The sequence below is a fragment of the Kitasatospora sp. NPDC004240 genome (assembly GCF_053603215.1).
This window is the reverse complement of record NZ_JBSGFD010000013.1, coordinates 16,925-38,688: the sequence shown is the minus strand read 5'-3', so window position 1 is coordinate 38,688 and position 21,764 is coordinate 16,925. Positions and strand designations below refer to the sequence as shown.

Here is a 21,764-nt window from a genome sequence, read left to right as displayed (position 1 = left end):
CGTATTGGAGGGGTTCCTCCAATTCAATTGGAGGGTACTCTCCATTACATGCCGAGGCCACCCCGCTATGACGACACCGTCCTGCTCGACGCCGCCGTGCGGATCGCCGCCGCCTCCGGGCCGGCGGCGGTGACCATGGCGGCGGTGGCGAAGGAGAGCGGCGCGCCCAACGGCTCCGTGTACCACCGCTTCCCGCAGCGGGCCGTTCTGCTGGCCGAGCTGTGGCTGCGCTCGGTGGGCCGGTTCCAGGGCGGCTACCTGGCGGCGCTGGACGCCCACGCCGCGGACCCGCCGGCCGCGGCGCGGGCGGGCGCCCGGTACGTGATCGCCTGGAGCCGGGCCAACCCGGCGGAGGCGGCGCTGCTGCTGCACGGCCCGTACGCCTTCGGGCGGGCCGAGTGGCCGGCGGAGTGCGTCCGGCGGGCCGACGAGGACAACATGCGGGTGTTCGGCGCGGTCGCCGGGCTGGGCGTCCGGCTCGGCGCCGCGACGCCCGCCGACCACGAGCGGGTCGCGCTGGCCCTGGTCGAACTGCCGCTGGCGCTGGTGCGGCGGCACACCCGCGAGGGCGGCGGCCTGCCCCCGTACGCCGAGCAGCTCGCCGAGGACGCCGCCACGGACCTGATCGGGGCGCTGTCGCGACGGTCCTGATCGGGCCGGGCCGGGGCTGATCGAGGTCCGTGGCGGTCCTGATCGAGGTCCGTGGCGGGCCCGATCAGGGCGTTCGGCTCCGAGGGTCGCCGGTGGCGCCGGCGGCCGCGTGGGCGAGCAACTCGTCCACCGGCCACTGGTCGTAGACGTGCTCGCCGTACTTGGCGGCGAGGATCCGGCCGTCGGGGGCGATCAGGAAGTCGGCGGGCAGGCCGAGCCGTCCGCCGTCCTGCCGGGAGGCCGGCAGACGTTCCCGGCCGCGGGCGAAGGTGACCGTGCTGCGCAGCAGGGCGCGCAGGACGGGCCCCCAGGCGCGCGGGTCGAGCAGTGCGCGGGGGGAGGACTCCACCCCGAACTCCCGGTACAGCCGCTTGTCGGGGTCGGCGACGACCGCGAACGGCAGCTCGGCGGTGTGTTCGCGCAACTCCTCGGCGGGTGAGTGGAAGACCACCACCTCGCGGATCCCGGCCGCCTCGATCTCGGCGTGCCGCTGCGCCACCGAGCGCAGGTGCAGGTTGCAGACCGGGCAGCCGGCGAAGCGGCGGAACTGGAGGTGGACCAGCCGGTCCGGGTCGGGGGCGGCGGCCGGCGGGCCGTCGACGGTGGTCAGGGCGCGGGTGGTGACGGTGGATCCGGGGCCGAGCGGCCCCCGTGGCACGGGCATGCGGGTGGGTCCCTCCCTGTAGGCGTACGACGTACGCTCATGACCCACTGTAGGCGTATGTCATACACTGTCAACCGTCATGCCCCGCCCGCGTTCCCTCACCCAGGACCACCTGGCCGCCGCCGCCCTCGCCGTCATCGACCGCGACGGCCTCGCCGGCCTGTCGATGCGCGCCGTCGCCACCGAGCTCGGGATGAGCACGATGGCGCTCTACCGGTACGTCGCGGACCGCGAGGAGCTCGAACTCCTCGTCGTCGAACGCGTCCTCGGCGCCATGGACACCGAGCCGCCGCCCGCCGAACTGCCCTGGCCCCGGCGGATCGAGACGATGGCGCGCCGGCTGCGCGAGGCCATCGGCGCGCACCCGGCGGTGGTGCCGCTGACCCTCGTCCACCGCCATCACGCGCTCGGCGGGCTGCGCTGGTCGGAGGGCGTGCTGGCGATCCTCACCGAGGCGGGCTTCACCGGCCGGCGACGGGTGATCGCGCTGCGCGGACTGGTCGGCTACCTCAACGGCGCCATCCAGCTGGAGCACCTCGGCCCGCTGGCCGGCCGCGGCACGGCCGCCATGGCCGAGCTGCCCACGGACGGCTTCCCGTACCTGACCGAGACCGCCCGCAGCGCCGGCGGGGTCGACGCGGACGAGGAGTTCGAGGGCGGCCTGGCGCTGGTCCTGCGCGGGCTGGGCGCCTGAGGGCGGGGCCGGCTGCCGGCCCCGCCCTCCCGGGCAGCCGTCGGGCCGCCCAGCCGCCGGGCCGCCCAGCCGCCGGCCCGTACGGGAGTGCTCGATCAGGCCAGCGGGGCGGGGGAGTTGGCCCCCGGGACGAGCAGTGCGGCGGCGCCGGAACCGTTGGCGGGCACCGCCCAGACGTCGTTGACGCCGTCCGGGCGCTGGACGGCGTAGGCGACGGTGGCCGCGTCCAGCCAGGCCGGCTGGTCGTCGACGGAGCGCTGTTCGGCGAGGCGGGTGATCCGGCCGCTCGCGAGGTCCATCACCGCCGGGCGCCAGCCCTTGACGGGGTCGGCGTCCACCGCCTGCTTGAAGGCGATCCGGCCGCCGTCGGGCGAGAGCGAGGGGCATTCGACGTTGTCGGCGAGGGTGCGCACCGTCCGGGCAGCGAGGTCGCCCTCGACCAGGTAGCGGTGGCCGTCGGTGGCCAGGGTGGCGTAGAAGCGGTTGTCGTCCGAGGTGAAGGTCACGCCCCAGTAGTTGACGTCCGCGGCGCGGTACGGGCGGCCGTCGCGGGTGATCGCGAAGTCCTCCAGGGTCTCCAGCAGCAGGCCCCCGGTGGTGTCGAGGACGCCGGTGCGGGTGGAGAACGCGCCGCCGGCGTAGGAGTCGCCGCCGACGAAGAGGGTCCAGGAGACCATCCGGCCGCTCGCCGAGACGCGCAGCCGGTTGGGGATGCCGGTCAGCGGGACGCTGCGCCGCTCGTTCAGCCGGCGGTCCGTCACCAGCAGCTTCGGGCCCTCCAGCGCGCCGGCGGGGGCGAGGCAGGCGAGGGTGTCGGCGGCGGCGTACGCGCGTTCGCAGCGCAGCGAGCCGACCTCGCGGCTGCCGCCCGGGTCCTGGCGGGAGACCGAGGAGAGCAGGCCGTTGCTGAGTACCTGGATGCGCGGGCCGGCGGCCGCCGGGGCGTCGTCGGGGTCGGCGGCCACCGGGCCGGCCTGGACGGGGGAGACGGCGGAGTCGGGGCCCGCGTTGAGGGTGTAGCCGGCCGCGGCGCCGCCGAGCAGCAGCGCGGCGGTGGCGATCGCGACGATCCGGGCGCGGGTGGAGAGGTTCAACGGGGGTTCTCCGCGGAGTGGTCGGACGAGGGAAGGTCGGACGAGGGAAGGTCGGACGCTGAGTGGTCGGACGCTGAGTGGTCGGAAGACGAGTGGTCGGACGGGGAGCCAGGGGTGAGGGGGTCGGAGGCGAGGGCTCCGGGCGACAGCGGGCCGGTGGACAGCAGCAGCGCGGTGGCGCCCATCGCGAGCAGCACCGCGACCCCGGCCGCGCGCGCCGCCGCGGCCGGGCCCCACAGCTGCCAGGCCAGCCCGAACAGCACCGAGGAGGCCAGGTAGGCCAGTGCCTGCCCGCTCTGCAGCAGCGCGATGCCGGTGGTCCGCAGCGCCTCCGGCAGCCGGGGCCCGGCGAGCGCCATCAGCACCCCGTCGGTGGCGGCGTAGAAGAGGCCGTGCAGCGCGAGCACCGTGACCAGCAGCGGCGTCCCGCCCAGCGGGCCGTGCAGCAGCAGGTAGGTCGCGGCGAGCGCCGCGTAGCCGCCGAGCAGCACCGGCAGCCGGCCGACCCGGTCGGCGAGCACGCCCAGCGGGACGGCCAGCAGCAGGTAGGCGAGGCTGGTCCCGACGGCCAGCAGCGGGAACCAGCCGAGCGAGAGCTGCTCGCGGCGCTGGAGCAGCAGGTGGACGAAGCCGTCGCCGATCGTGGCGAGGCCGAGCAGGGCGCTCGCCAGCAGCAGCCGGCGCACCGGCGCCCGGCGCAGCAGTCCGAGCGCCGCCCGCGGGGAGACGGTGGCGGTGGCCGGCAGCGGGGTGCGGTGGTCGCGGACGAACAGGACCAGCACCAGCACGCCGAACAGCGCCACGCAGAAGCTCGTGACGAACACCGCGTCGAAGGCCTGCCCGGCCGCGGCCAGCACCCAGAGCGCGACCAGCGGGCCGGCGAAGGCGCCCACCGCGTCCATGGTCCGGTGCAGTCCGAAGGCCCGGCCGAGCGCGTCGGGGGGCGTGGAGAGGGTGATCAGCGCGTCCCGAGGCGCGCTGCGCAGGCCCTTGCCGGCCCGGTCCGTGGTGATCACCGCCCCGATCGCGGTCAGCGAGGAACCGGCCGCCAGCAGGCCCAGCTTGGCACCCGCCGACAGCGCGTAGCCGACCCCGGCGACGGCCTTGCGGCGCTGCACGCGGTCCGCGAGGTAGCCGCCGACCAGGCGCAGCAGCACGGTCGCGCCGCCGTACAGGCCGTCGATCACCCCGTACGTGGCGGGGCCCAGGTGCAGGCCGGTCATCAGGTAGAGGGGCAGGACGGCGGTGACCATCTCCGAGGAGACGTCGGTGATCAGGCTGACCGTCCCGAGGGCGGCGACGTTGCCGCCGACCAGCGCCCAGCGGCGCCGGCCGGGGGCGGCGCCGGCGGCACCCGGGCGGCCGAGGGTGGACAGGTACACGGGGAGGCCTTTCGCCGGAGGAGGCGCGGGCGGCGGGTCCGGGGGAGCGCCGTGCCGCGGGCAGCGCGGGCGTACGGGCGCGCGGGCACCGAGCGCGTCCCGGGAGCCGCGCGGGCGTACGGGTGCGCGGGGGTGCGGGGGACGCGGCGGACCGCGCCCCCCGGGAGATGCCCCGACCGCGCCGACGGGTCAGTGGCAGCTGTTGGTGCCGCTGTCGTTGTACGTCTTGCCCGCCTCCGGGACGAACTGCCAGGTGTAGCCGTTGGGGTGGAGGGTGAACTTCAGCACGCCGTAGGTGTCGCTGTTGCGCGCCTCGCTGTTGGCCTGGATGGTGCCGAAGGAGTAGTGGCTGGCGCCGCCCATGCCGGCGACGAAGTGCCGGATGCCGCGGGTGGTGTCGAGCGCGCCGCTCGGGTTCATCGGCGCGAAGCGCTCGTACTGGTGGTTGTGGCCGGTGACGATGACGTCCGCGTTGTAGTCGTACAGCGCTTGCACCAGCGGGCCGACGGCGGTGCTCGGGCCGTGGTTGGAGCCGGAGGTGAAGCGCGGGTGGTGCCAGTAGGCCAGGGTGCAGGGCTTGGTGCTGGCGGCCAGGTCGGCGCGCAGCCACTGCTCCTGGGTGGAGCCGGCCGAGGTGGAGATGTTGGAGTTCAGGGCCACGATGTGCCAGTTGCCCAGGTCGTACGAGTAGTAGCCCTTGGCGGGGTCGCCGGCCGCGGCGCCGAAGTAGCCGTAGTAGCCGGTGGCGCCCGAGGTGTTGTACTCGTGGTTGCCGGGGGACGGCTTGGTGCGCGCCTTGTGGCGGCCCCAGGTCGGGGCGTAGTAGTTGGTGTAGTCGGAGGCGCTGCCGTTCGGGTAGGCGTTGTCGCCCGCGTTGAAGACCGTGCCGGGGATGCCGTCCAGCAGCTTGGCGGTGGCCTCGTCGCCGGAGCCGGAGTTGGCGATGTCACCGGCGCCCACCAGGACCGGGTCCCCACCGCCGGTCGGGGTCGCGGTGGGGGTCGGGGTCGGGGTGGGCGTGACGGTGGGGGTCGGGGTGGGCGTGGTGTCGTTGGTGGTGACGACCAACTGCGGTGCGGTGGCGCCGGATTCGCGCGAGTCGTAGTCGGCGCCGTTGGACGAGGTGGAGGTCACCCCGATGCTGAAGGTGCCGTTGCCGTTGACGTACGAGGTCACGTCGACCTCGTACCAGCCGTTGCGGGCCACCGCGCCGAGGGAGGCCAGCACCGGGCCGTCGACGGCGGGCTGGTTGTTCCAGGTGAGGCCGGTCTCCGACCAGGTGGTGTTGGTCATCGAGCGGAAGGTGCCGCCGTTGTCGCTCTCCGAGCCCGCCACGTCGTCGGTGTGGAGGCGGAGCTTGGCGCTGGTGACCGGGGCGGTCAGGCCGGAGACGGTGAACTTCAGGAAGGCCTTCTTGGCGGGGCTGTTGTCCACCCCGAGCTGGCCGGAGGTGCCGTAGTTGGTGCTCGGGCTGCTGCTGTACGCGTAGGTGTCGGCGACCGGGGTGAAGGTGGTGGTGCCGACGGCCGCCGTGGCGGAACCGGTGAAGGCGGTGACCGCGAGCGCTCCGGCGGTCATGGAGCCGAGGGTGGTCGCGACGACGAGCCTGCGTCCGGGCATGGGGTGACCCTTCGTGAGTGGGGGGCGGTGCGTCGCGAGAGGTTAGGGACGGGACCGGGCGCCCCGGCGACAGCCAGGGCCTCGCCCCATGGCGGGCGGGTGAACGGACGGTGCCGGGTCGACTACGGTGCCGGATGTTTCGCGACATGCACACGACATGTACGATACGCGCGCGCTCGGCCCGTGCACCGGTTCGTGTGCCGACCGCCGTCGCTCAGCGGGACAACGACGGCTGGGGGTGCGGGTGGTGGGGCAGCAGGGCCGCCAGCGCCGTACTGGGCTCCACGCCGAGCTGCTCGCGCAGCACCCTCCGGCAGACCGCGAACTGCCGCACCGCCTCGACCACATTGCCCTCTGCCAGGTGCGCCCGGATCACCGCGCGGTGCGAGCTCTCCCGCAGCGGCTCCGCCCGGACGGCGGCCAGCGCCACGTCCACCGCCTCGGCGTACCGCCGCTGACGGCGCATCAACTCCGACAGCGCCTCCAGCGCGTGCAGCCGGCACTGCCGGATCCGCTCCCGCTCCACCACCAGCCAGTCCTCGTACCAGCCCGGCAGCAGGTCCTGCTCGAACAGCTCCACCGGCGGCTCGGACACCTCCGCACCGGAGCGCAACTCCCGTGCCGCGCCCAGCATCCGGCGCACGTCCACCGGCACCGCGGCGTCCAGGGAGAGCAGTTCGCCGTGCGCGTCGACCAGCCGGCGGCCGGGGGAGATCCGCCACAGCGCGGTGCGCAGCCGGCCGGCCGCGGTGGACTCGTCGGCGTCCGGCCAGAGCGTGCAGGACACCGCCGCCCGGCTCACCGGGCCGCGCAGCGCGAGCAGGGTGAGGATCCGGCGGGCCGTCGGCGGCATCTCGACGGCCCGCCCGCCGAGCGACAGCCGCCAGGTGCCGAGGAGTTGGAGGTCCGCGGCGGGCGTGCGGGGCGGGCCGGCGGAGTCGTCACACGTCATCTGCTGCTCCCCACGGGCGGACCGGCCGGTGCCGACCCTGTCGGTCGCCGGGCGGCCTGTCAACGTCCACCGCCGCGCGCGGATGGGCGATGACCCGGACGAGTGGCGGCGGCGCCGGGGTGGACGGCGCGGGCGCCGGCGCGGAGAGCCGGGCGGTGGCAGCGGTGAGCCAGGCGTCGACGGTGTGCCGCAGCTCGTCGAGCCCGGCGGTCAGGCTGACCACTTCGCCGGGCGCGGCGAGGTCCTCGACGAGTGTGATCCGGGCCTGGAAGCCGCCGCCGGCCCGGGCGGTGAGCCGTACGGTCACCAGGGCCGCCGCCGGGGAGGTGCCGTCGCTCTCGGGGCCGGTCAACGGCACCCCCGGTCCGTCCGCTGGCGACGGCCCCGGCCCGGGGCCTGCGCGGCCAGTTCCGCCGCGGCCAGCTCCAGCGCCTCGCGCCGCTCGGCGGCGAGCCGCTCCACCGCGCGCAGCGCCCCCTCGGTGGACCGCCGGGCCTGGGCGACCACCGTCCGGCGCAGGCCCTGCCGGGCGCCCCCGGCGATCTCGCGGATCAGGTCCAGCTGGGCCTTCAGCTCGGCGACCCGCGCCCGTTCGACCGCGTCGACCCCGGCGGCGGCCGTCCCGAGCAGGCGGCGCAGCGGGTCGTCCTCGGCGGCCGGCACCTCGTCGTCGGGGTCGTCCGGCGCGTCCGCCCGGCCGGGGGGCGCGTTCCGCGGCGGGATGATGTCACTGAGCTCGTAGTTCTCGTCGGTCTCGTCGGGCTGTCGGCGCACGGGCGCGAACACCTCTCCTCGGTGTGGCGGATGGTCAGATGATCACGTTGATGGTGTTCCAGGGGGCCGGCAGCGGCGAGTTGTTGAGCAGGATCGGGCCGCTGGTCACATTGCCGGTGACGGCGGCCGTCCGGCTGCCCGTGGACAGCCTGGCCGCGGACAGGTTGGTCTCGATGTGGTTCGCGTTCATCACCAGGGAGCTTCCGCCGGCGTCCAGCACGGCGACCTGTTTGGCCCCGGGGTCGTCGAGGTCGTCGCCATGGCGGATCTGGTTGTCGTTGATCAGCGCCGGCCCGTCGCAGGCCAGCTGGACCACCACCTTCGTGGTCCCGGACCGGATGCGGTTGCCCCGGACGGTGAAAACGGACCTGCCGGCGGCCTGGGCGGTGAACACGCCCTTCGGCGTCACCCAGGCCAGGTCCCCGCCCTCACGCGCGGCGTACCAGGAGGGGCTCAGCCTCGCGAAGATCTGCGCGGTGTCGGAGGGGTCGTCGATGCCGCGCCGCTGCTTGTCCGAGCCGAAAACCTTGGTGTTGATGAGTTCCCGGCCGGCCAAGGCGTGGACGGCCGGGCACAGCTGCCGGACGGGTGTGTGGTCCGGGGCGCCGCTGGTGATCAGGTTGTCGATCAGGTCGAGCCGGCCGGAACGGGTCAGCGCGGTGACTCCGACGATCATCGTGGTGTCGAGGCGGTCGCCCGGAAGGTCGATCCGGTTGCCGGCGACCGTGCCGGACCGGCATTCCTGCAGCGCCACACCGCCGATCAGATCGGCCCGCTCGCCCCGGGTCAGCCCGCGGATGTGGTTGCCACGGACCTCCGCGTCGGTGACCTGGACCAGCCAGACACCCATCACCGCGGTCTGCTGCGGTTCGTCGCCGTCGTTGCCACCGGGGTCCCCGACGGTCGGTTCGGGCCGGCGGGTGCGCAGCACCTCGTTGTCGCGGACGGTGATCCGGGCGCCGCTGGAGCCCGGGGCCATGACCACCCCGCCCAGTTCCCCGGCCAGCCGGTTGCCGGTGATCCACAGGTCCTCCTGCCGACCTCGGGTTGCGACGGCGTAGCCGGTGGCGGTGACCACACAGTCGGAGATCCGGACCCCGGTCAGCAGACCGTCCAGCTCGGAGGCGGTGAGCGAGATGCCCGTGCCGTCGGAGCGCGGCAGCGGTGGCTCGGCGGTGTCGCCGGGGCCGGCGTCCGTGCCGCCGTCGGTGAGCAGGCCCACCGGGAAGGCCGTGATGCCGCAGCGGACCAACGAGCTGTACGGCGTGCCCAGCTCGATGCCGGAGCCGCCGCCGTCCAGCAGGCAGTCGCGGATCAGCAGCGGGGCGTCGAGCGAGTTGGCCCGCCAGTCCACGGCCGGTCCCGAGAAGCCGACGATCTGGCTCTCGCACAACTCGGCGCCGGTGGAGAGCTGGACGCCCTCGGCCAGTTCGATGCCGCCCAGGCCGCCGACGACGGTGGAGCGGCTCAGCTCGAAGCCGTCGAGCAGCAGGAAGCGGCGCAGGGCCGCCGCCGGGATCCGCGTCGTGGCGTCCGGGGCCGGCTGGGAGAGGTCGGCGATGCCGAGGTCGGCGGAGAGCCAGGAGTCGCGGACGCTCAGCCGGCGCACATAGCCCGCCAGCCCGAGCGCGGTGACCGTGAGGTGTCGGTGCAGGCGGGGTCGGCGGCGCTCCCCGGCGCCGCCGCGCAGGGTGGCGGTGGTGTTCTGGTACCGCCTCAGTTCGCAGCGCTCGACGACGACGTCCCTGGAGCTGGTCACCAGCAGGGCGGCGGTCCGGTCGCCCTCGCCGTCTCCGCCGTCGTCCTCCGCTTCGCCCTCCCCCGAGGGGGCGCGCGGGTCGACCACCACCCGCAGGTCGGCGATCGTCACCTCCCGGGATTCGACCACGGTCAGGGCCGCCCCCTCGCCGCGGTAGTACAGCAGTGTCCGGGAACCGTGCCCGGCGAGGGTCAGGCCGCGCGCGTCCTCGATCACCACCGGCTCGGTGAGCTCGTAGCGGCCCACCGCCAGGCAGACCTTGCCGCCGGTCGGGGCCACCAGGTCCACCGCGTCCTGGACGGTGAGCCGGCCGGAGGCGTGCGACCGGGGGGTGACGCACACCGTGCAGTCGCCGCAGCCCTCGTCGCACGGCGGCCAGACGCCGCGGCAGTCCAGTACCTCGGTCTCCGGCTCGCCGCCGTCGCCCTCGCCGCCGCCGTCCGAGGGCTCGACCACCTCCGGCACCTCGATCACCGCGAGCCGGCCGAAGTAGTGCTTCGGGCCCTGCGGCGGCGCCTGGTCGAGCGGCTGCACGGAGCCGTCCGCCGAGCGCGCGGCGAAGGTCCAGTGGTCGCCGGTGTACAGCGGCCCGCCCTCCGGGTCGGCGGAGAAGGTGACCTGGACGCCGTGCTCCAGCACCAGCCCGCCGGTGGCGTCGGCGGCCCTGACCGCGCCGTCGGCGCCGACCGCGGGGCCGAACTGGTCCCACTGGCGCAGCCTGGTCCGGCGGGCGCCGTTCGTCGGGTTCAGATCGGCGGGCAGCGGGGCGGAGAGCGTCACCTGCTGGGTCGGATCGTCCACCCGGTCGACCGTCACCACCCGGGCCAGGAAGCCCGGTCGCCCCGTCAGCTCGCGGACCTCGTCCAGCACCTCCACCCAGGAGCCCTCGGTGATCCGCTGGACGTCGTCGCGGCCGGTGCGCGCCACGGACAGCACCGTCCGGGTGCTGTCCACGCCCAGCACGGCGCTCGCCACACTCGCGTTGTCCCGCGCCCACTTGAAGGTCGCCGATTCCAGCGGCCCGCCGTCGTGCACCTCCACCCGGTAGAGCCGGTTCTCCCAGCCCCGGTAGCCGCCGTCCGGCGGCACGCTGCACGGGTCCGTCTCGGCCGGCACCGCCACCGCGGCGGTGCTCAGCCGTCCGGCGGAGGGGGCGGTGAGCTCGGCCCAGCCGGGGATGTCGGACTCCGGGGTGGCGCAGTCGGTGTCGTCGGGCACCTCCTCCAGCACCCGCACCTGCCAGGCGGTCTGCATCCGGACGTCGGTCTCCACCCCGACCGCCGGGTCGATCAGCTCGGGCCGCTCCACCGCGGTGACCTCGCGCTCCCAGGCGTGCACGTAGACCAGATGACGGCCGATCGGCAGCGGCGCGGATTCCGGCAGGTACGGCTGGTGCTCGTACGGGACGGGCGCCGCGCCCCGCGGGTCCTGCAGGCCGGGCTCGACGTGGCGGGGCGGGCCGCCGTGGTTGTCGAGCGCCAGCCCGTGCACGTACAGCCGGCCCAGGCCGATGGTGAAGGAGCGGCCGGCCGGGGCGATCCGGAAGCCGGTCGCCTCCGGGTCGGGCCCGGAGCCGGCGTCCAGCGGCGCGGTGCACGGGCCGAGGACGTCCAGGGCCAGCGCGCGCAGCCGGTGGTCCAGGCCGTCGGCCAGCTCGTTGAGGTAGGCGTCCCGCAGCATCCGGCCCTGCTCGGCCCGGGGGCGGCTGAAGTCCTCCAGGGGGTCGAAGCTGAGACGGGTGTAGTCGCCCGGCATGTACGGCTCCTTCGTGCTGCACGGATGCCACGGATGGCACGGATGGTTCGAGGGGCCCGGACGGCGGGCCACGGTCGGGAGGCGCGGCGGGCGCGGGTCAGACCACGACGCTGACCCCCGCCGTCACCCCGGCCGGCAGGAACTCGTCCAGCCGCCGGCGCAGGTTGTCCAGCCGCTGCGGCTGTTTGACGTGGCCGTACGCGCCCATCTCGCTGCCGTCCTCCGCCCCTGCGGCGATCTCCGGCGGGCAGCGCGGGTCCAGTTCGGCGAAGCCCGGGTCGCCGTAGCGGCGGGAGACCAGCACCGGGCGCACCCGCCGCCGCTCGGCCGCGACCAGTGCCTCCCGCCGCGCCCCGGTGACCCCGGGCCGGGCGGCCAGCAGCCGGGCCACGGCCAGCTCCGGCTGGCAGGCGAAGCGGCGCGGCGCCCGGCCCGGCGCGCCGGTGCCGGGCTCGTCCGGCGGCAGGTAGCTGAACCGCAGACAGCCCTGCTGGGTGCGGGCGGCCGTCAGCCGGGCGGTGAACAGGCACTCGCTCGCCTCGACCGTACGGGCCGCCACCGTGCCCAGGAAGGTGGTCCGTTCGGCGCGCAGCCCGGTGCCGTCGGCGGCCGGGCCGGCCACCGCCGCGGGCCCGGTGACCACCGAGTCCAGCACCAGCAGCTCGTCCGCCGGGGCGTCCAGCCGGACGGGGCCGAGCAGACAGAACGCGAGTTGCACCCGCAGCCGGGGCGAGGGCCCGGCCACCAGCAGGCTCGGCCCGTCCGCGACCGGGCCGCCCGTCGCGTCCCGGGCGCCGCCCGGCGGCAGGGTGCAGTGCAGCAGCCGTAGCCGCCCGAGGCCGGCGCCGGTGCGGATCCGGCCGTCCAGCGCCAGCCCGGACAGCGTCAGGGTGCCCTCGCCGGAGACGTCGAGCACCGCGCCGGCGGCCGTCGGGCGCACCACCGGGCGGTGCAGGTCCGCCGCCTCCAGGAAGAGGCTGCGCCCGCCCAGCGCGAGGGCACCCGGCAGCGGGTACTCCTCGCTGTCCAGCAGTCGCACGACGGTGTGCCGGGCGCCGCTCGCGGTCCACGCGGCCAGCGCGCCGGTCAGCGTCGCGTGGTCGGCGCCGCTCGCGCCCACCGTGAGCACCTGGTCGGGCTCCCCGGCGGACAGCCAGCCGGAGCGGTCGTAGTCGCCGCCGCCGACCAGGCCGGCCGCGCCGTGGAAGAACGAGGCCCGCAGCCGGGCCGGCAGCGGCAGGTCGGTGCCGACGGCGACCCGGCCGTTGCGCACGTCCACCGCGACCACCCGGCCGCGGGGCCGGTCGGCCGGCCACGGGTCCAGCCGACGGCTGACCAGCTGGGCGGCGTACCCGGGCCCGGGGGCGCCCTCGTCGGCCGCCGGGGTGACGAAGTCGTCGTCCAGCCAGATGCCCAGCGAGGCGGCGGGCGCGCCGGGCCGCTCGCCGACCTCGCCGTAGAGCGCGGTGGACGGCGGGCGGCGGCCGTCGGCGCCGCGCGGGGCCCGGGGGTGGGCCAGCAGGTCGGCCTCCAGCAGCGCCGGGTCCAGCGGCGCGGGCACGGTGGCGGCCCGCAGTTCGGGCGGCAGGGCGGCGGCGCGGGCGCCCCGGGTGAACAGCGGGCGGTCCAGGCCGAGCGGGTCGAGCCGGTAGCGCCACGGCCGGTCGGCCGGGCGGGCCGTCACCCGCCGGTGCGCGGCGGCGCGTTCCCGGAAGACGGCGACGGTGACGTGGGCCGGGTGGTACCAGCCGACCGGGCCGTCCGGGCGGCGGACGTCGACCAGCCGGGAGGTGCGGTCGAACGGGGTGCCGGCCAGCGCGGTGTCCAGCCGGGTGGGGAGCCGGGGCGTGGTCAGATCGGAGCGGGCGTGCCGCAGGTGCTGCGTCCACACCGTCCTGGCCAGGCCCTCCACCAGCCGCACCGGGAACCCGCAGGCGTAGTGGGCGACCTCGTCCAGGGCCGCGACGGTGCCCTTGCGGCGGCGCATCGCGATGGTCCGCGCCACGTCGGCCCGGGCGCTCGCCCCGGCGGGCGGCAGCAGCCGGGGGCCGCGCAGGTCGTCGAACTCGGTCAGCGCGGTGGCGTCGTCCTCGGCGGCCGAGCCGTCGTACAGCGACACGGTGCCGACCAGCTCGGCCAGGTACGGGACGTACTGGTCGTCGCAGGTCTCGATGAAGTGGTTGTCGTACTCGCGGGCGATGTCGGCGGCCAGGGCGTCGGCCTGCTCGCCGACGATGCGCAGCAGCGCCCGCAGCGGCGTGCCGACCTCGGCGTCCCTGGCCCGGATCGCGGCCGGCAGTCGGGCGTACAGCTGGTCTGCGGCGTTCACGCGGGCCACCTCCTCCGGAGGGCGACGGGGCCTCGGGCGCCCGGGCGTGCGGCGGTTCCCCGGCCGGCGGGGCAGCGGCTGGCGGTTCCCCGGTCGGCACGGCAACGGACAACGTGGTGACGGCCGGCGGGGCCGCGGGTGCGGGTGCTCACGCGAGGCCTCCGGTGGTCGGGGCCGGCGGGGCGGCGGCCAGGGTCAGGGTGAGCCGGTCGGGGGTGAGCACCGGCAGCTCGGCGGCCAGCACCGCGCCGTACGGGCCGGTGCGCACGTCCAGCAGCCGCAGCCGCTCGGGCGGCCCGGCCGCCCCGCCGGTGACCGGCCCGGCGCCGTGCTCCTCCAGGAACCGCGCCCAGTCGGCGTCCGGCAGCCCCGGCGGACGGGCGAAGGCGAGCCGGGTGACGGTGACCGCGCCGGCGCCCGGCACGGTCGAGGTGGCCAGGTACAGATCGGACAGGTGGACGGCCCGGCCCAGCCCGGTCCGCTCGAAGGACAGCCGGCCCTCCAGCGCCCCGCGCACCCCGGCCAGCACCGTCTCGGCGTCGGCGCGCGGATCCGGGGCGACGGTGGCCGCGACGGCGACCGGGACCGGGACGAAGTCGGCCACCACCACCCGCCGGTACGGCGGGCTCGCCGAGGCCACCGTGCGGGCCAGCAGCCGGCGCGCGGCCGGGTCGAGCGCACCCCCGGCCGGGGCGGCGACGGTGACCGCGATCAGCAGGCCCCGGCCGTCCCAGACGGTGGCGGCGCGGGCCTTGGCCACCTGCCCGGTGGTGATCAGCAGATCGGCGCAGTCGGCGGCGCTGACCGCCCGTCCGAGCACCCGGACGGCGCCCGGCGCCCGCTCGCGCAGCGCCCGGCCGTCCTCCTGGTCGGCGCCGCCCTGGGCGGCGGCCGGGTTGACGACGGCCTCCACCCCGGGCAGCCGGACCAGCGGCTGGGTGAGCGTGCCGGCGGGGACCCGCCCGGCCAGCCCGGCGCCGTAGCGGTACTCGGCGACCACGTCGGCCGCGCCGCTGCGCAGCCTGGCGCCGGTGACGCCGTCGCCGAACTGGACGGTGGTGGAGCCGTCCGGCCCGGTGCGCAGCTCGTGCACCTCGTCGGCCGGGCCGGCGCCCGGCAGCCGCGGCACCTCCCGGGAGGCCTGGCCGCCGACCCGGACGGTCAGCGCCGCGACCGAGCCCTCGGGGGTGGCCGCCGGGACCCGGGTCAGCGGGCCCTGGGCGAGGGTGAAGCGCTGGAAGGCGGCCGAGGCGTCGCCGGACCCCAGCACCTCCCCGCGGACGGTGACGCCGTGGCTCGCCGGGACGGCGTTGCCCAGCAGCGCGGTGGCGCCCGCGTCCAGCGGCGCGGTCTCCGCAGCCGGTGCGGTGACCGGCACCACCAGGTGGCAGGCCTGGCCGCCGGTCACCCCGGGCGGCTCCAGCCGGGCCGCGCCCTGCACGGTGGTGCCGACGGCCCGTCCGCCGGTGTCGGCGAGCACCAGCGGCCGGCGGCGGGGCAGGTCGGCGGGGGCGAGGACGGGTTCGGCGGCCGGGTCGGCGCCGGGCGGGCCGGGCACCCGCAGGGCGGTGGCCGGGGCGTCCGCCGGGCCGACGGCGACCCCGGGGACCCACAGCTCGTTGCCGAGCGCGGGCGGGTACTCCAGGCCCAGCCAGCGCACCTCCTCGCCGTCCAGCTCGGTGACCTGGACGGCCCGGCGGTCGGGGATCCGGGGCAGCTTGGGGGCGACGGTGGCCCGTACGGTCGTGGTGGTGGGGCCGGCGGGGCCGAGCAGCCGCTCGGTGCCGGGTGCGGTGGCGGTCACCCGGACCACCCGGGTGAACCGGCCGGGCGAGTGCACCAGCAGCAGGGTGCCGACCGCCAGGGTGTCGTGCCGGGCGTGCAGCGGCAGCGGGCCGTCCGACGCGATCGACAGATCGGTCGGCAGGTTGTACTCCCAGCGGATCCCGCCCGGGACGGTGGAGTCGCCGACCGGGGTCGGCGGCTGGGTGTCGGGCGCGTCGTGCCCGTTGAGCAGCAGGGTGCGGGCGGGCCGGTGGAGGGTCGCGCCGGCCCGTTCGGCGGTGTGCCGCAGCGTCAGCCGCAGGCCGGCCGGCCCCGCGTCCAGCGCGGCGACGGTGGTGCGCACCACCGCGCCGGGGAACCTCGGCCGGGTCGGTCGGCCCGGGGTGACGATCAGCATCTGGTCGCCGGGGCGCAGCCGCTCCGCCCAGAGCGCGGCGACCGCCGGGTGGACCAGCGCGCCGCCGGGCTCCCGCAGCGGGTCGACCGGCCGCGGCCGCCCGTACACGGGCAGCGCGTTGAGCCGCCAGTCGGCCGGGCAGTCGGCCAGCGTCTCGAAGGTCTGCGGCTGCTCGCCGGGGCCGGGCACGCTCTGCACCGGGAAGCCGGCCGGGACGGTGAGGGCCGCGCCGGGGGTGGTGGCGGAGGGCGCGGCGAGGGTGAGGACCAGCGTGGTGGTGGCGGAGACGCCCGGGCGCGGCCGGTAGCCGATCAGCTCGACCAGCCGGTGCGCGCTCCCGTCGAGCACGGCCGTGCCGAGGAAGCGCTCGTTGGCGTACCGCTCGCCGTGGAAGGTGAGCACGTCGCCGAGCGCGGCCCACTGCTCCAGCAGGGCGATCGCGTGGTCGTCCGGGTCACGGGTGGTGAGCGCGGCCAGCTCCGGGTGGGCGGCGATCCGCTCCAGCATGGTCCGCCGGAAGGAGGCGAAGCCGCCGATGCGGGTGCGCAGGGTCGGCTGGCCGGGCGGGTTGTGGACCGGCAGCGGGGTGCCGGGCAGGCCGCCGGGGGGCCTCATGGGGTACCTCCGTCGATGTCCAGGCGCAGCAGGCCGCGCTCCGGCAGGCTGGGGTCGTCGTCCAGCCGCAGCACCTCCCAGGGCGCCACGTCCAGGCGCCCGGCGGCGAGTTCGCCGTTGTCGGCGGCGCGGTGGCGGCGCAGGTCCAGCGCCTTCACCGAGTCCACGCCCGGCACGGCGGCCACCGTCGCGTACACCTCGCCCAGCAGCAGCGGACGGCCGAAGGTGAGCGCCGCCCCGGCCAGCAGACCGGGGCGGCCGGACGGCAGCCGGGGCGCGAGCAGGGCGTCCCGGACGGCCCGGCGCACGGCCGAGCGGCTGTGGCCGGGGGCGGTGCAGACGTGCAGGGCGAGCTCCACCGCGACGAACCGGGGCGGGCGGACGTCGGTGTCCTGCCCGGCGAGGCGGACGGTGTCCAGCGCGGCCAGCACCTGCTCGCGCAGGACGGGGGAGAGCTCCTGGTGACCGCCGCTCAGGCCGGTCACGGCGAGGGTGTCGACCAGGTCGGCCGGGTCGGCGGGCAGCACCGAGACCAGCCAGGTGTACCAGCTGCCCGTCCAGCGCAGCGCGGCCACCGCGGCGCGCACCGAGGGCAGCCGCAGCACCGCGTCGACCGCGTCCCGTTCGGTGACCGCGCGTTCCTGCCGGGCGCGGAAGGCGTCCGGGGCGATCCGGCGGGCGTGCTCCACGCTCTCCGGCTCGGCGCCGCCGGTGGCCGGGACGGGGTTGCGGACGGCCAGCACCCGGGCGGCGGCCGCCGGGGGCAGCGCGATGTGGGCGAGCGCCTCGGCGCCGATGTTCCCGGCGGTGCCGTTGCCGATCCGGTAGCGGGCGCGGAACTCCGCCGCCCGCAGCGGCGGCCGGCCGTGCGGCGCGCGGCCGAAGCGGACCAGACCGTGGCCGGTGTCGTCGACCTCCACCACCAGGTCGAGGTCGTCGGGCCCGCTGTCCAGGAGGTCCGGCACCGGTGAGTAGACCTCGTCGGGGCCGGAGGCGGACCGGGCGGTGACGGTCAGCGCGGGCACGGCCCGCTCGGGGCCGCCGGCCGGGTCGGGGCGTTCGGTGCCGAACGCGCCGAGCTGGTGGGTCAGCGGGGCGTGCGGCAGCCGCAGCCGCGGCACCGGCGGCCCGCCCAGCGGGTCGGCGGCGGAGGGGTCCCAGCCGGGCGGGGTGACCTCGACGTCGTCGAAGGTGACGCCGTGGTCGGCGAGCACGGTGTTGCCCCGGGCGACCGAGACGTCCTCCAGCACGTCCCCGTCGGGCTGTGCCGCGCGCACGCACACCGCCCGCTCCGGGGCCCCGGCGGCGGCCCACCGGACGGCCAGCAGCGGCAGCGCCGGGGCCGTCTCCGCCGTACGGGCCGTCAGCCGCGGGCGTCCGTCGGCGTCCCGGGTGAACGCCGCCAGGTACGCCGGGTCGGAGCCGGCCTGCACCTGCGTCAGCCGCACCACCCAGCGGGCCGTCGGATCGGCGTCGGCGGGCAGCCCGGTGCGCGGGGAACGCACCTGCTCCAGGGTCAGCAGCTCGCCCGGCGCCAGCGACGGCGCCACGGCGGTGCCCGGCCGCGCCGGGTCCTCCGCCCAGAGCCAGGCGGTGGTGGCGCCGGCCGGCAGCCAGGACACGTCCTCGCCCCAGTGGTGCAGGTGCAGCAGGTTGCCGCGCGGGCGGGCGGTGAGGGTGTGGGTGGTCTCGAACACCACCGAACCGCTGAGCGGCGGCGCGGCCAGAGCCTCGGGGCCGAGCAGCCCGGCGTCGATCCCGGGCGGCGGCACGGTGCCCGCGGCGGGCGGACCGCCCGGGGTGGCGGGCAGCGGGCCGGGGATCCGGGTCAGCAGCCGTGTCCCGGCCGGCACGGTCAGCTCGGAGGCCACCGCGAGGTGCACGGCGGTGACCGCGTTGCGGCCCTGGTGCAGCGCGTGGTCGACCAGCCGCACGTGCCGGCGCACCGACACCCGGCGCCGGGCCAGGCCCAGGTACGCCTCCAGGTAGGCGGCGTCCTGCGCGTAGGAGAGCCGGTCGGCGTGGAAGGAGAGCAGCTCCAGCAGGGTGACGGCGAGGTCGGCCGGGTGCCGGTCGGAGAGGCCGGGGTGGCGCTGGGCGGCGAGGTCCAGCAGCATCCGGCGGAAGCTCGGGTAGTCCTTGGCCAGGGTGTCCAGCAGCGGCTCGGGCCCGGCCGGACCGTCCGGCGCCGACGGGGTGCGGCAGTCCAGGTCGGACGGGCAGGCGGCCATGAACGAGAAGCCGATCCGGCGCAGCACCGGGTCCAGGTCGGGGACGGCGAGCTCCAGCTCGTACCGGGAGTGGTCGCCCGCCCGGTCGGTGCGCACCAGCAGGGTGCGCGGCCCGGTGACGGTGACCGCGGTGACCCGGATGCCGCGGATCCGCTCGCCGCCCTTGACCAGCACGTGGTCCGGGTGGCTGACCAGTTGCCAGGGGTCGTCGTCGGCGGGCAGGTCGCGCAGCAGGCCGACGGTGAGCAGCCGGTGGTCGGCCGGGTCCACCTCGACGTGGTCGATGCCGTTGCCGCGCCCCTCCTCCACCAGCAGTTCGGCGCGGCGCCGGGACAGCGGGCCCGGCGGCAGGATCGCCCCGCTCATGCCGGCACCACCACCCGGGCGGTGCCGGCCACCTGGTCGGTCCGGCGGCGGTAGGCGACCGTGACCACCAGCGAACCGTCCTCGCGGGCCTCGGCGTCCACCCGGTCGACGGCGGCCACGTCGTCCACCCAGGTGTGCAGCTGGGCCTTGATCAGCGCCTGGGTGGCCGTCACCAGCACGTCCCCGAGCGGGGCGAACACCAGGGCGCGCAGCCCGCAGCCGAAGTCCGGGCGCATCACCCGCTCGCCCGGCTCGGTCAGCAGGACCAGCTCGATCAGCTCCCGCACATGGCGGTCCGGGTCGGCGGAGGCGGTCCGCCCGGTGCCGTCCACCCGCAGGGGGAAGGCCAGCGGGGGGAAGGCGGACCCCTGGGCGGTGGGCCCCTGGGAGGCGGACCCGGGGGAGAACGGGCCCGGCGGGGGGAGGGGAACGGTCATGACGGCTCCACCACGGTCGGCGACGGGGTGCCCGGGGTAGCCGGGGTGCCCTCGCGGACGGGGCCGCCGGGCCGGAAGACTGCCATCAGGGCTACTCCACCAGGTTCTTGACGCTGAGCAGGGCGGGCGGCGGCGGGGTCAGCTGCGCCATCGGGGGCGCCGGGGTGACCGGCACCCCGGCCGCCACCTGACCCGGGTGCACATGGGCGTTGAACAGGGTCACCAGTTGGCTCAGGTAGCTCACCAGCTGGGTGCCCAGCACGGCCGGCTCGGCGGCCTGCTTGCCGTGGTTGATCAGCGGGGCCTCCAGGGTCACCTGGGTGAGCGCCTTCAGCGTGACCTGGCCGGACTGCGCCTTGATCTCCAGCAGGTTCTGCCCGGTGGCGTCGCTGAGCGTCAGGGTGTGGCCGTCGTCGTCCAGCGCCACGGTCAGCCCGCTCTCGCTGGTCAGCTCCCGGCGGGCCGGGCTCGGCAGCGGCGCGGTCGGCGCGCCCGGCGCCTCCAGCGGCCCCCACCAGCAGCCCGCCCAGACCGGACGGGATGGATCGCCGGCCTCGAACTCCACCCAGAGCGGCGAGCCCACCGGCGGCACCGCGTACAGGCCCGAGCGCCTGCCCGCGTACGGCGTGCAGGGCAGCGCCCAGCCGGTCTCCACCTCGCCGAGCACCTCCGGCACCGTGGCCTTCAGCCGCCCGGCCTTCAGCGGGTCGTCGACATCGGTGACCTTCCCCCGGTACTTGCCGTAGAAGCGGTCGGTGCCCGCGCCGATCGCGAGCAGCGTGTGGTCCAGCATCCCGCTCACCCTCCCAGTGCGCCGAGGAGCCCGGAGTCGCCCACCGCGTTGCGCGCCGCGGTGAAGCGCTGGCTGTAGGCCCTGGGGGTGATCCGGTGCACGACCTTGCGCACCACCCAGGGGCCGCTGTACGTCGGGCCGGCCCCGGCCAGGCGGATCAGGTCGCCGGGGCGCAGCGGCCCCACGGAGGCGTCCACCGTGCCCTCGGCGACCAGGGCCAGCGCCGCCCGGTCCACCAGCGCCTGGGCGGCCGTGCGCAGATCGCCCGCGCCGGTCAGTCCGGTGCCGGTGAGCCGGACCCGTGGGGCCGGGCTGATCGCGGCCAGCCCGCTGGTGCGGCCGATTACCTCGCTCACGGAGGTCACCTCGGCGCTCCGGCCGCCGTGCCTCAGGTCCAGCGCGTCGGCGACGGCGGTGGTCGGCCGCAGCAGGTCGTGGCTGATCCGCAGGTCGCTCACCCCGCTGGCCTCGCCGGCCCGGACGGCCAGGGTGGCGACCGGGACGCCGTCCGCGGTGACCCGGTGGAAGTGGCCCACCTCCAGGCCCGTGTGGGGCTCGGGCAGGGTGTACACCTCGAAGCCGTTGCGGCGGGCGAGCCGGCGCAGGAAGCGGATGTCGCTGCCGCGCTGCACCGTGGTGCCCTCCGGCTCGATCAGCACCGGGCCGGTCGGGGACACCTTCGGCAGCAGCTTGTACCCGGCGAAGATCTGGGTGGCGATCAGCGCGTCCGGCAGGTTGGGCCAGGACCGGGTGCGGTCCTGGAGGTTCATCAGGCCGGTGGCGTCCAGCCCGCCGATCTCCACCGAGGACCCGCCGGTGGTCTCCCCGTACACCACCGAGCGGGTCGCGGCGTACCCGGCGAACAGGAAGACCGGCAGCGGGCCCGCGCCGATCACCGCGCCGATCCGCACGCCCTGGCCGGGGGCGAAGCGCTCGGCGTCCAGCAGCGGCCACTCGCCGCGGGGGCTCAGCCCGGTGCCCAGGCGCAGCCGGAAGGTGCCGGCCGAGTCCAGGGTGGTCTCGACGACCAGCTCCTGGAGGGCGTCCACCACCTCGGCGGGGGCCGGGCCGGTGCCCAGCAGCAGCACCACGGTCACCGCGGTCACGACAGCACCTCCGAGGAGACCGGCTGCGGCAGCTCGATCCGGGCGCCGGGCGGCTCCAGCAGCGCGTCCGGACCGTCGGCGGCGGCCGCCGGGTTGGCGTCCACGATCCGCCACCAGACCCCCGGCTCGCCGTACGCCCGGTGCGCGAGCAGGTCGAGCCGGTCGTACGGGCGGGTGAGGTACCCGGTGGTCGGGCCGGTGGCGGGCGGCACGCGCAGGGTGACCCACGGGCGGGGGCGGCCCTGCTCGTCGACGTGCACGGCCACCGGGACGTCGCGGTAACGGCTGGCCGGATCGAACATCACGCCTCCTCGGACGGGTCTCGGGTACACGGCGGTGGCGCGTCGGCCGGGGCCGACG

17 protein-coding genes are annotated in these 21,764 nt (G+C 76.6%); 2 read left to right on the top strand and 15 right to left on the bottom strand.

Going from position 1 to position 21,764, the window contains the following annotated elements; genetic code table 11:
• Positions 1-48 precede the first annotated feature (48 nt).
• Positions 49-651, top strand: coding sequence for a helix-turn-helix domain-containing protein (locus ACWEQL_RS05950; RefSeq protein ID WP_452148941.1), 603 nt, complete (start codon positions 49-51; stop codon positions 649-651).
• 64 nt (positions 652-715) lie between these two features.
• Here ACWEQL_RS05950 and ACWEQL_RS05945 read toward each other — a convergent pair whose 3' ends face one another.
• Positions 716-1,315, bottom strand: coding sequence for a peroxiredoxin-like family protein (locus ACWEQL_RS05945; protein WP_452148940.1), 600 nt, complete (start codon positions 1,313-1,315; stop codon positions 716-718).
• Positions 1,316-1,394: 79 nt separating this feature from the next.
• On the opposite strand from ACWEQL_RS05945, the gene ACWEQL_RS05940 reads away from it, so the two are divergent.
• Positions 1,395-2,009, top strand: a complete 615-nt coding sequence (locus ACWEQL_RS05940) for a TetR/AcrR family transcriptional regulator (protein WP_452148939.1) — start codon at positions 1,395-1,397, stop codon at positions 2,007-2,009.
• Between the two features lie 95 nt (positions 2,010-2,104).
• Here ACWEQL_RS05940 and ACWEQL_RS05935 read toward each other — a convergent pair whose 3' ends face one another.
• From ACWEQL_RS05935 to ACWEQL_RS05870, 14 genes are all read right to left on the bottom strand, one after another.
• On the bottom strand, positions 2,105-3,103 hold the full coding sequence (locus ACWEQL_RS05935) for a TolB family protein (protein ID WP_452148938.1): 999 nt from the start codon (positions 3,101-3,103) through the stop codon (positions 2,105-2,107).
• On the bottom strand, positions 3,100-4,485 hold the full coding sequence (locus tag ACWEQL_RS05930; protein WP_452148937.1) for an MFS transporter: 1,386 nt from the start codon (positions 4,483-4,485) through the stop codon (positions 3,100-3,102). Before ACWEQL_RS05930 ends, ACWEQL_RS05935 begins: the two co-directional genes overlap by 4 nt.
• Before the next feature lie 189 nt (positions 4,486-4,674).
• Positions 4,675-6,105, bottom strand: coding sequence for a CBM96 family carbohydrate-binding protein (locus ACWEQL_RS05925; RefSeq protein ID WP_452148936.1), 1,431 nt, complete (start codon positions 6,103-6,105; stop codon positions 4,675-4,677).
• Between the two features lie 214 nt (positions 6,106-6,319).
• A complete protein-coding gene (locus ACWEQL_RS05920) occupies positions 6,320-7,057 on the bottom strand; it encodes an AfsR/SARP family transcriptional regulator (RefSeq protein WP_452148935.1) in 738 nt (245 codons plus the stop codon).
• Complete coding sequence (locus ACWEQL_RS05915; RefSeq protein WP_452148934.1) at positions 7,047-7,415, bottom strand: hypothetical protein; 369 nt, start codon at positions 7,413-7,415, stop codon at positions 7,047-7,049. The genes ACWEQL_RS05920 and ACWEQL_RS05915 overlap by 11 nt, the downstream gene beginning before the upstream one ends.
• Entirely contained in the window at positions 7,406-7,831 is a 426-nt protein-coding gene (locus tag ACWEQL_RS05910; RefSeq protein WP_452148933.1) for a hypothetical protein, read from the bottom strand. The genes ACWEQL_RS05915 and ACWEQL_RS05910 overlap by 10 nt, the downstream gene beginning before the upstream one ends.
• Positions 7,832-7,865: 34 nt before the next feature.
• Positions 7,866-11,345 (bottom strand): DUF6519 domain-containing protein, encoded by a 3,480-nt coding sequence (locus tag ACWEQL_RS05905; RefSeq protein ID WP_452148932.1) that lies wholly within the window; start codon positions 11,343-11,345, stop codon positions 7,866-7,868.
• A gap of 97 nt (positions 11,346-11,442) precedes the next feature.
• Positions 11,443-13,674: a hypothetical protein gene (locus ACWEQL_RS05900; RefSeq protein ID WP_452148931.1), complete on the bottom strand. Its 2,232-nt coding sequence runs from the start codon at positions 13,672-13,674 to the stop codon at positions 11,443-11,445.
• Positions 13,675-13,822: 148 nt separating this feature from the next.
• Positions 13,823-16,471 (bottom strand): baseplate J/gp47 family protein, encoded by a 2,649-nt coding sequence (locus ACWEQL_RS05895; protein WP_452148930.1) that lies wholly within the window; start codon positions 16,469-16,471, stop codon positions 13,823-13,825.
• Complete coding sequence (locus tag ACWEQL_RS05890) at positions 16,468-19,068, bottom strand: hypothetical protein (protein WP_452148929.1); 2,601 nt, start codon at positions 19,066-19,068, stop codon at positions 16,468-16,470. The genes ACWEQL_RS05895 and ACWEQL_RS05890 overlap by 4 nt, the downstream gene beginning before the upstream one ends.
• A complete protein-coding gene (locus tag ACWEQL_RS05885) occupies positions 19,065-19,505 on the bottom strand; it encodes a GPW/gp25 family protein (RefSeq protein WP_452148928.1) in 441 nt (146 codons plus the stop codon). The genes ACWEQL_RS05890 and ACWEQL_RS05885 overlap by 4 nt, the downstream gene beginning before the upstream one ends.
• Before the next feature lie 91 nt (positions 19,506-19,596).
• A complete protein-coding gene (locus tag ACWEQL_RS05880; RefSeq protein WP_452148927.1) occupies positions 19,597-20,298 on the bottom strand; it encodes a phage baseplate assembly protein V in 702 nt (233 codons plus the stop codon).
• Positions 20,299-20,303: 5 nt separating this feature from the next.
• The gene (locus ACWEQL_RS05875) at positions 20,304-21,404 is read right to left on the bottom strand and encodes a phage late control D family protein (protein ID WP_452148926.1); all 1,101 of its coding nucleotides are present in this window, start codon (positions 21,402-21,404) and stop codon (positions 20,304-20,306) included.
• Positions 21,401-21,706 (bottom strand): tail protein X, encoded by a 306-nt coding sequence (locus ACWEQL_RS05870; protein WP_452148925.1) that lies wholly within the window; start codon positions 21,704-21,706, stop codon positions 21,401-21,403. Before ACWEQL_RS05870 ends, ACWEQL_RS05875 begins: the two co-directional genes overlap by 4 nt.
• Between the last annotated feature and the right edge of the window lie 58 nt (positions 21,707-21,764).

What these genes read in the sequence shown, in the direction of transcription:
- ACWEQL_RS05890 (WP_452148929.1), bottom strand. Translation starts at nt 19,068, where the DNA reads ATGAGCGGGGCGATCCTGCCGCCGGGCCCGCTGTCCCGGCGCCGCGCC.
- ACWEQL_RS05920 (WP_452148935.1), bottom strand. Translation starts at nt 7,057, where the DNA reads ATGACGTGTGACGACTCCGCCGGCCCGCCCCGCACGCCCGCCGCGGAC.
- ACWEQL_RS05945 (WP_452148940.1), bottom strand. Translation starts at nt 1,315, where the DNA reads ATGCCCGTGCCACGGGGGCCGCTCGGCCCCGGATCCACCGTCACCACC.
- ACWEQL_RS05880 (WP_452148927.1), bottom strand. Translation starts at nt 20,298, where the DNA reads ATGCTGGACCACACGCTGCTCGCGATCGGCGCGGGCACCGACCGCTTC.
- ACWEQL_RS05895 (WP_452148930.1), bottom strand. Translation starts at nt 16,471, where the DNA reads ATGAGGCCCCCCGGCGGCCTGCCCGGCACCCCGCTGCCGGTCCACAAC.
- ACWEQL_RS05925 (WP_452148936.1), bottom strand. Translation starts at nt 6,105, where the DNA reads ATGCCCGGACGCAGGCTCGTCGTCGCGACCACCCTCGGCTCCATGACC.
- ACWEQL_RS05870 (WP_452148925.1), bottom strand. Translation starts at nt 21,706, where the DNA reads ATGTTCGATCCGGCCAGCCGTTACCGCGACGTCCCGGTGGCCGTGCAC.
- ACWEQL_RS05885 (WP_452148928.1), bottom strand. Translation starts at nt 19,505, where the DNA reads ATGACCGTTCCCCTCCCCCCGCCGGGCCCGTTCTCCCCCGGGTCCGCC.
- ACWEQL_RS05940 (WP_452148939.1), top strand. Translation starts at nt 1,395, where the DNA reads ATGCCCCGCCCGCGTTCCCTCACCCAGGACCACCTGGCCGCCGCCGCC.
- ACWEQL_RS05950 (WP_452148941.1), top strand. Translation starts at nt 49, where the DNA reads ATGCCGAGGCCACCCCGCTATGACGACACCGTCCTGCTCGACGCCGCC.
- ACWEQL_RS05905 (WP_452148932.1), bottom strand. Translation starts at nt 11,345, where the DNA reads ATGCCGGGCGACTACACCCGTCTCAGCTTCGACCCCCTGGAGGACTTC.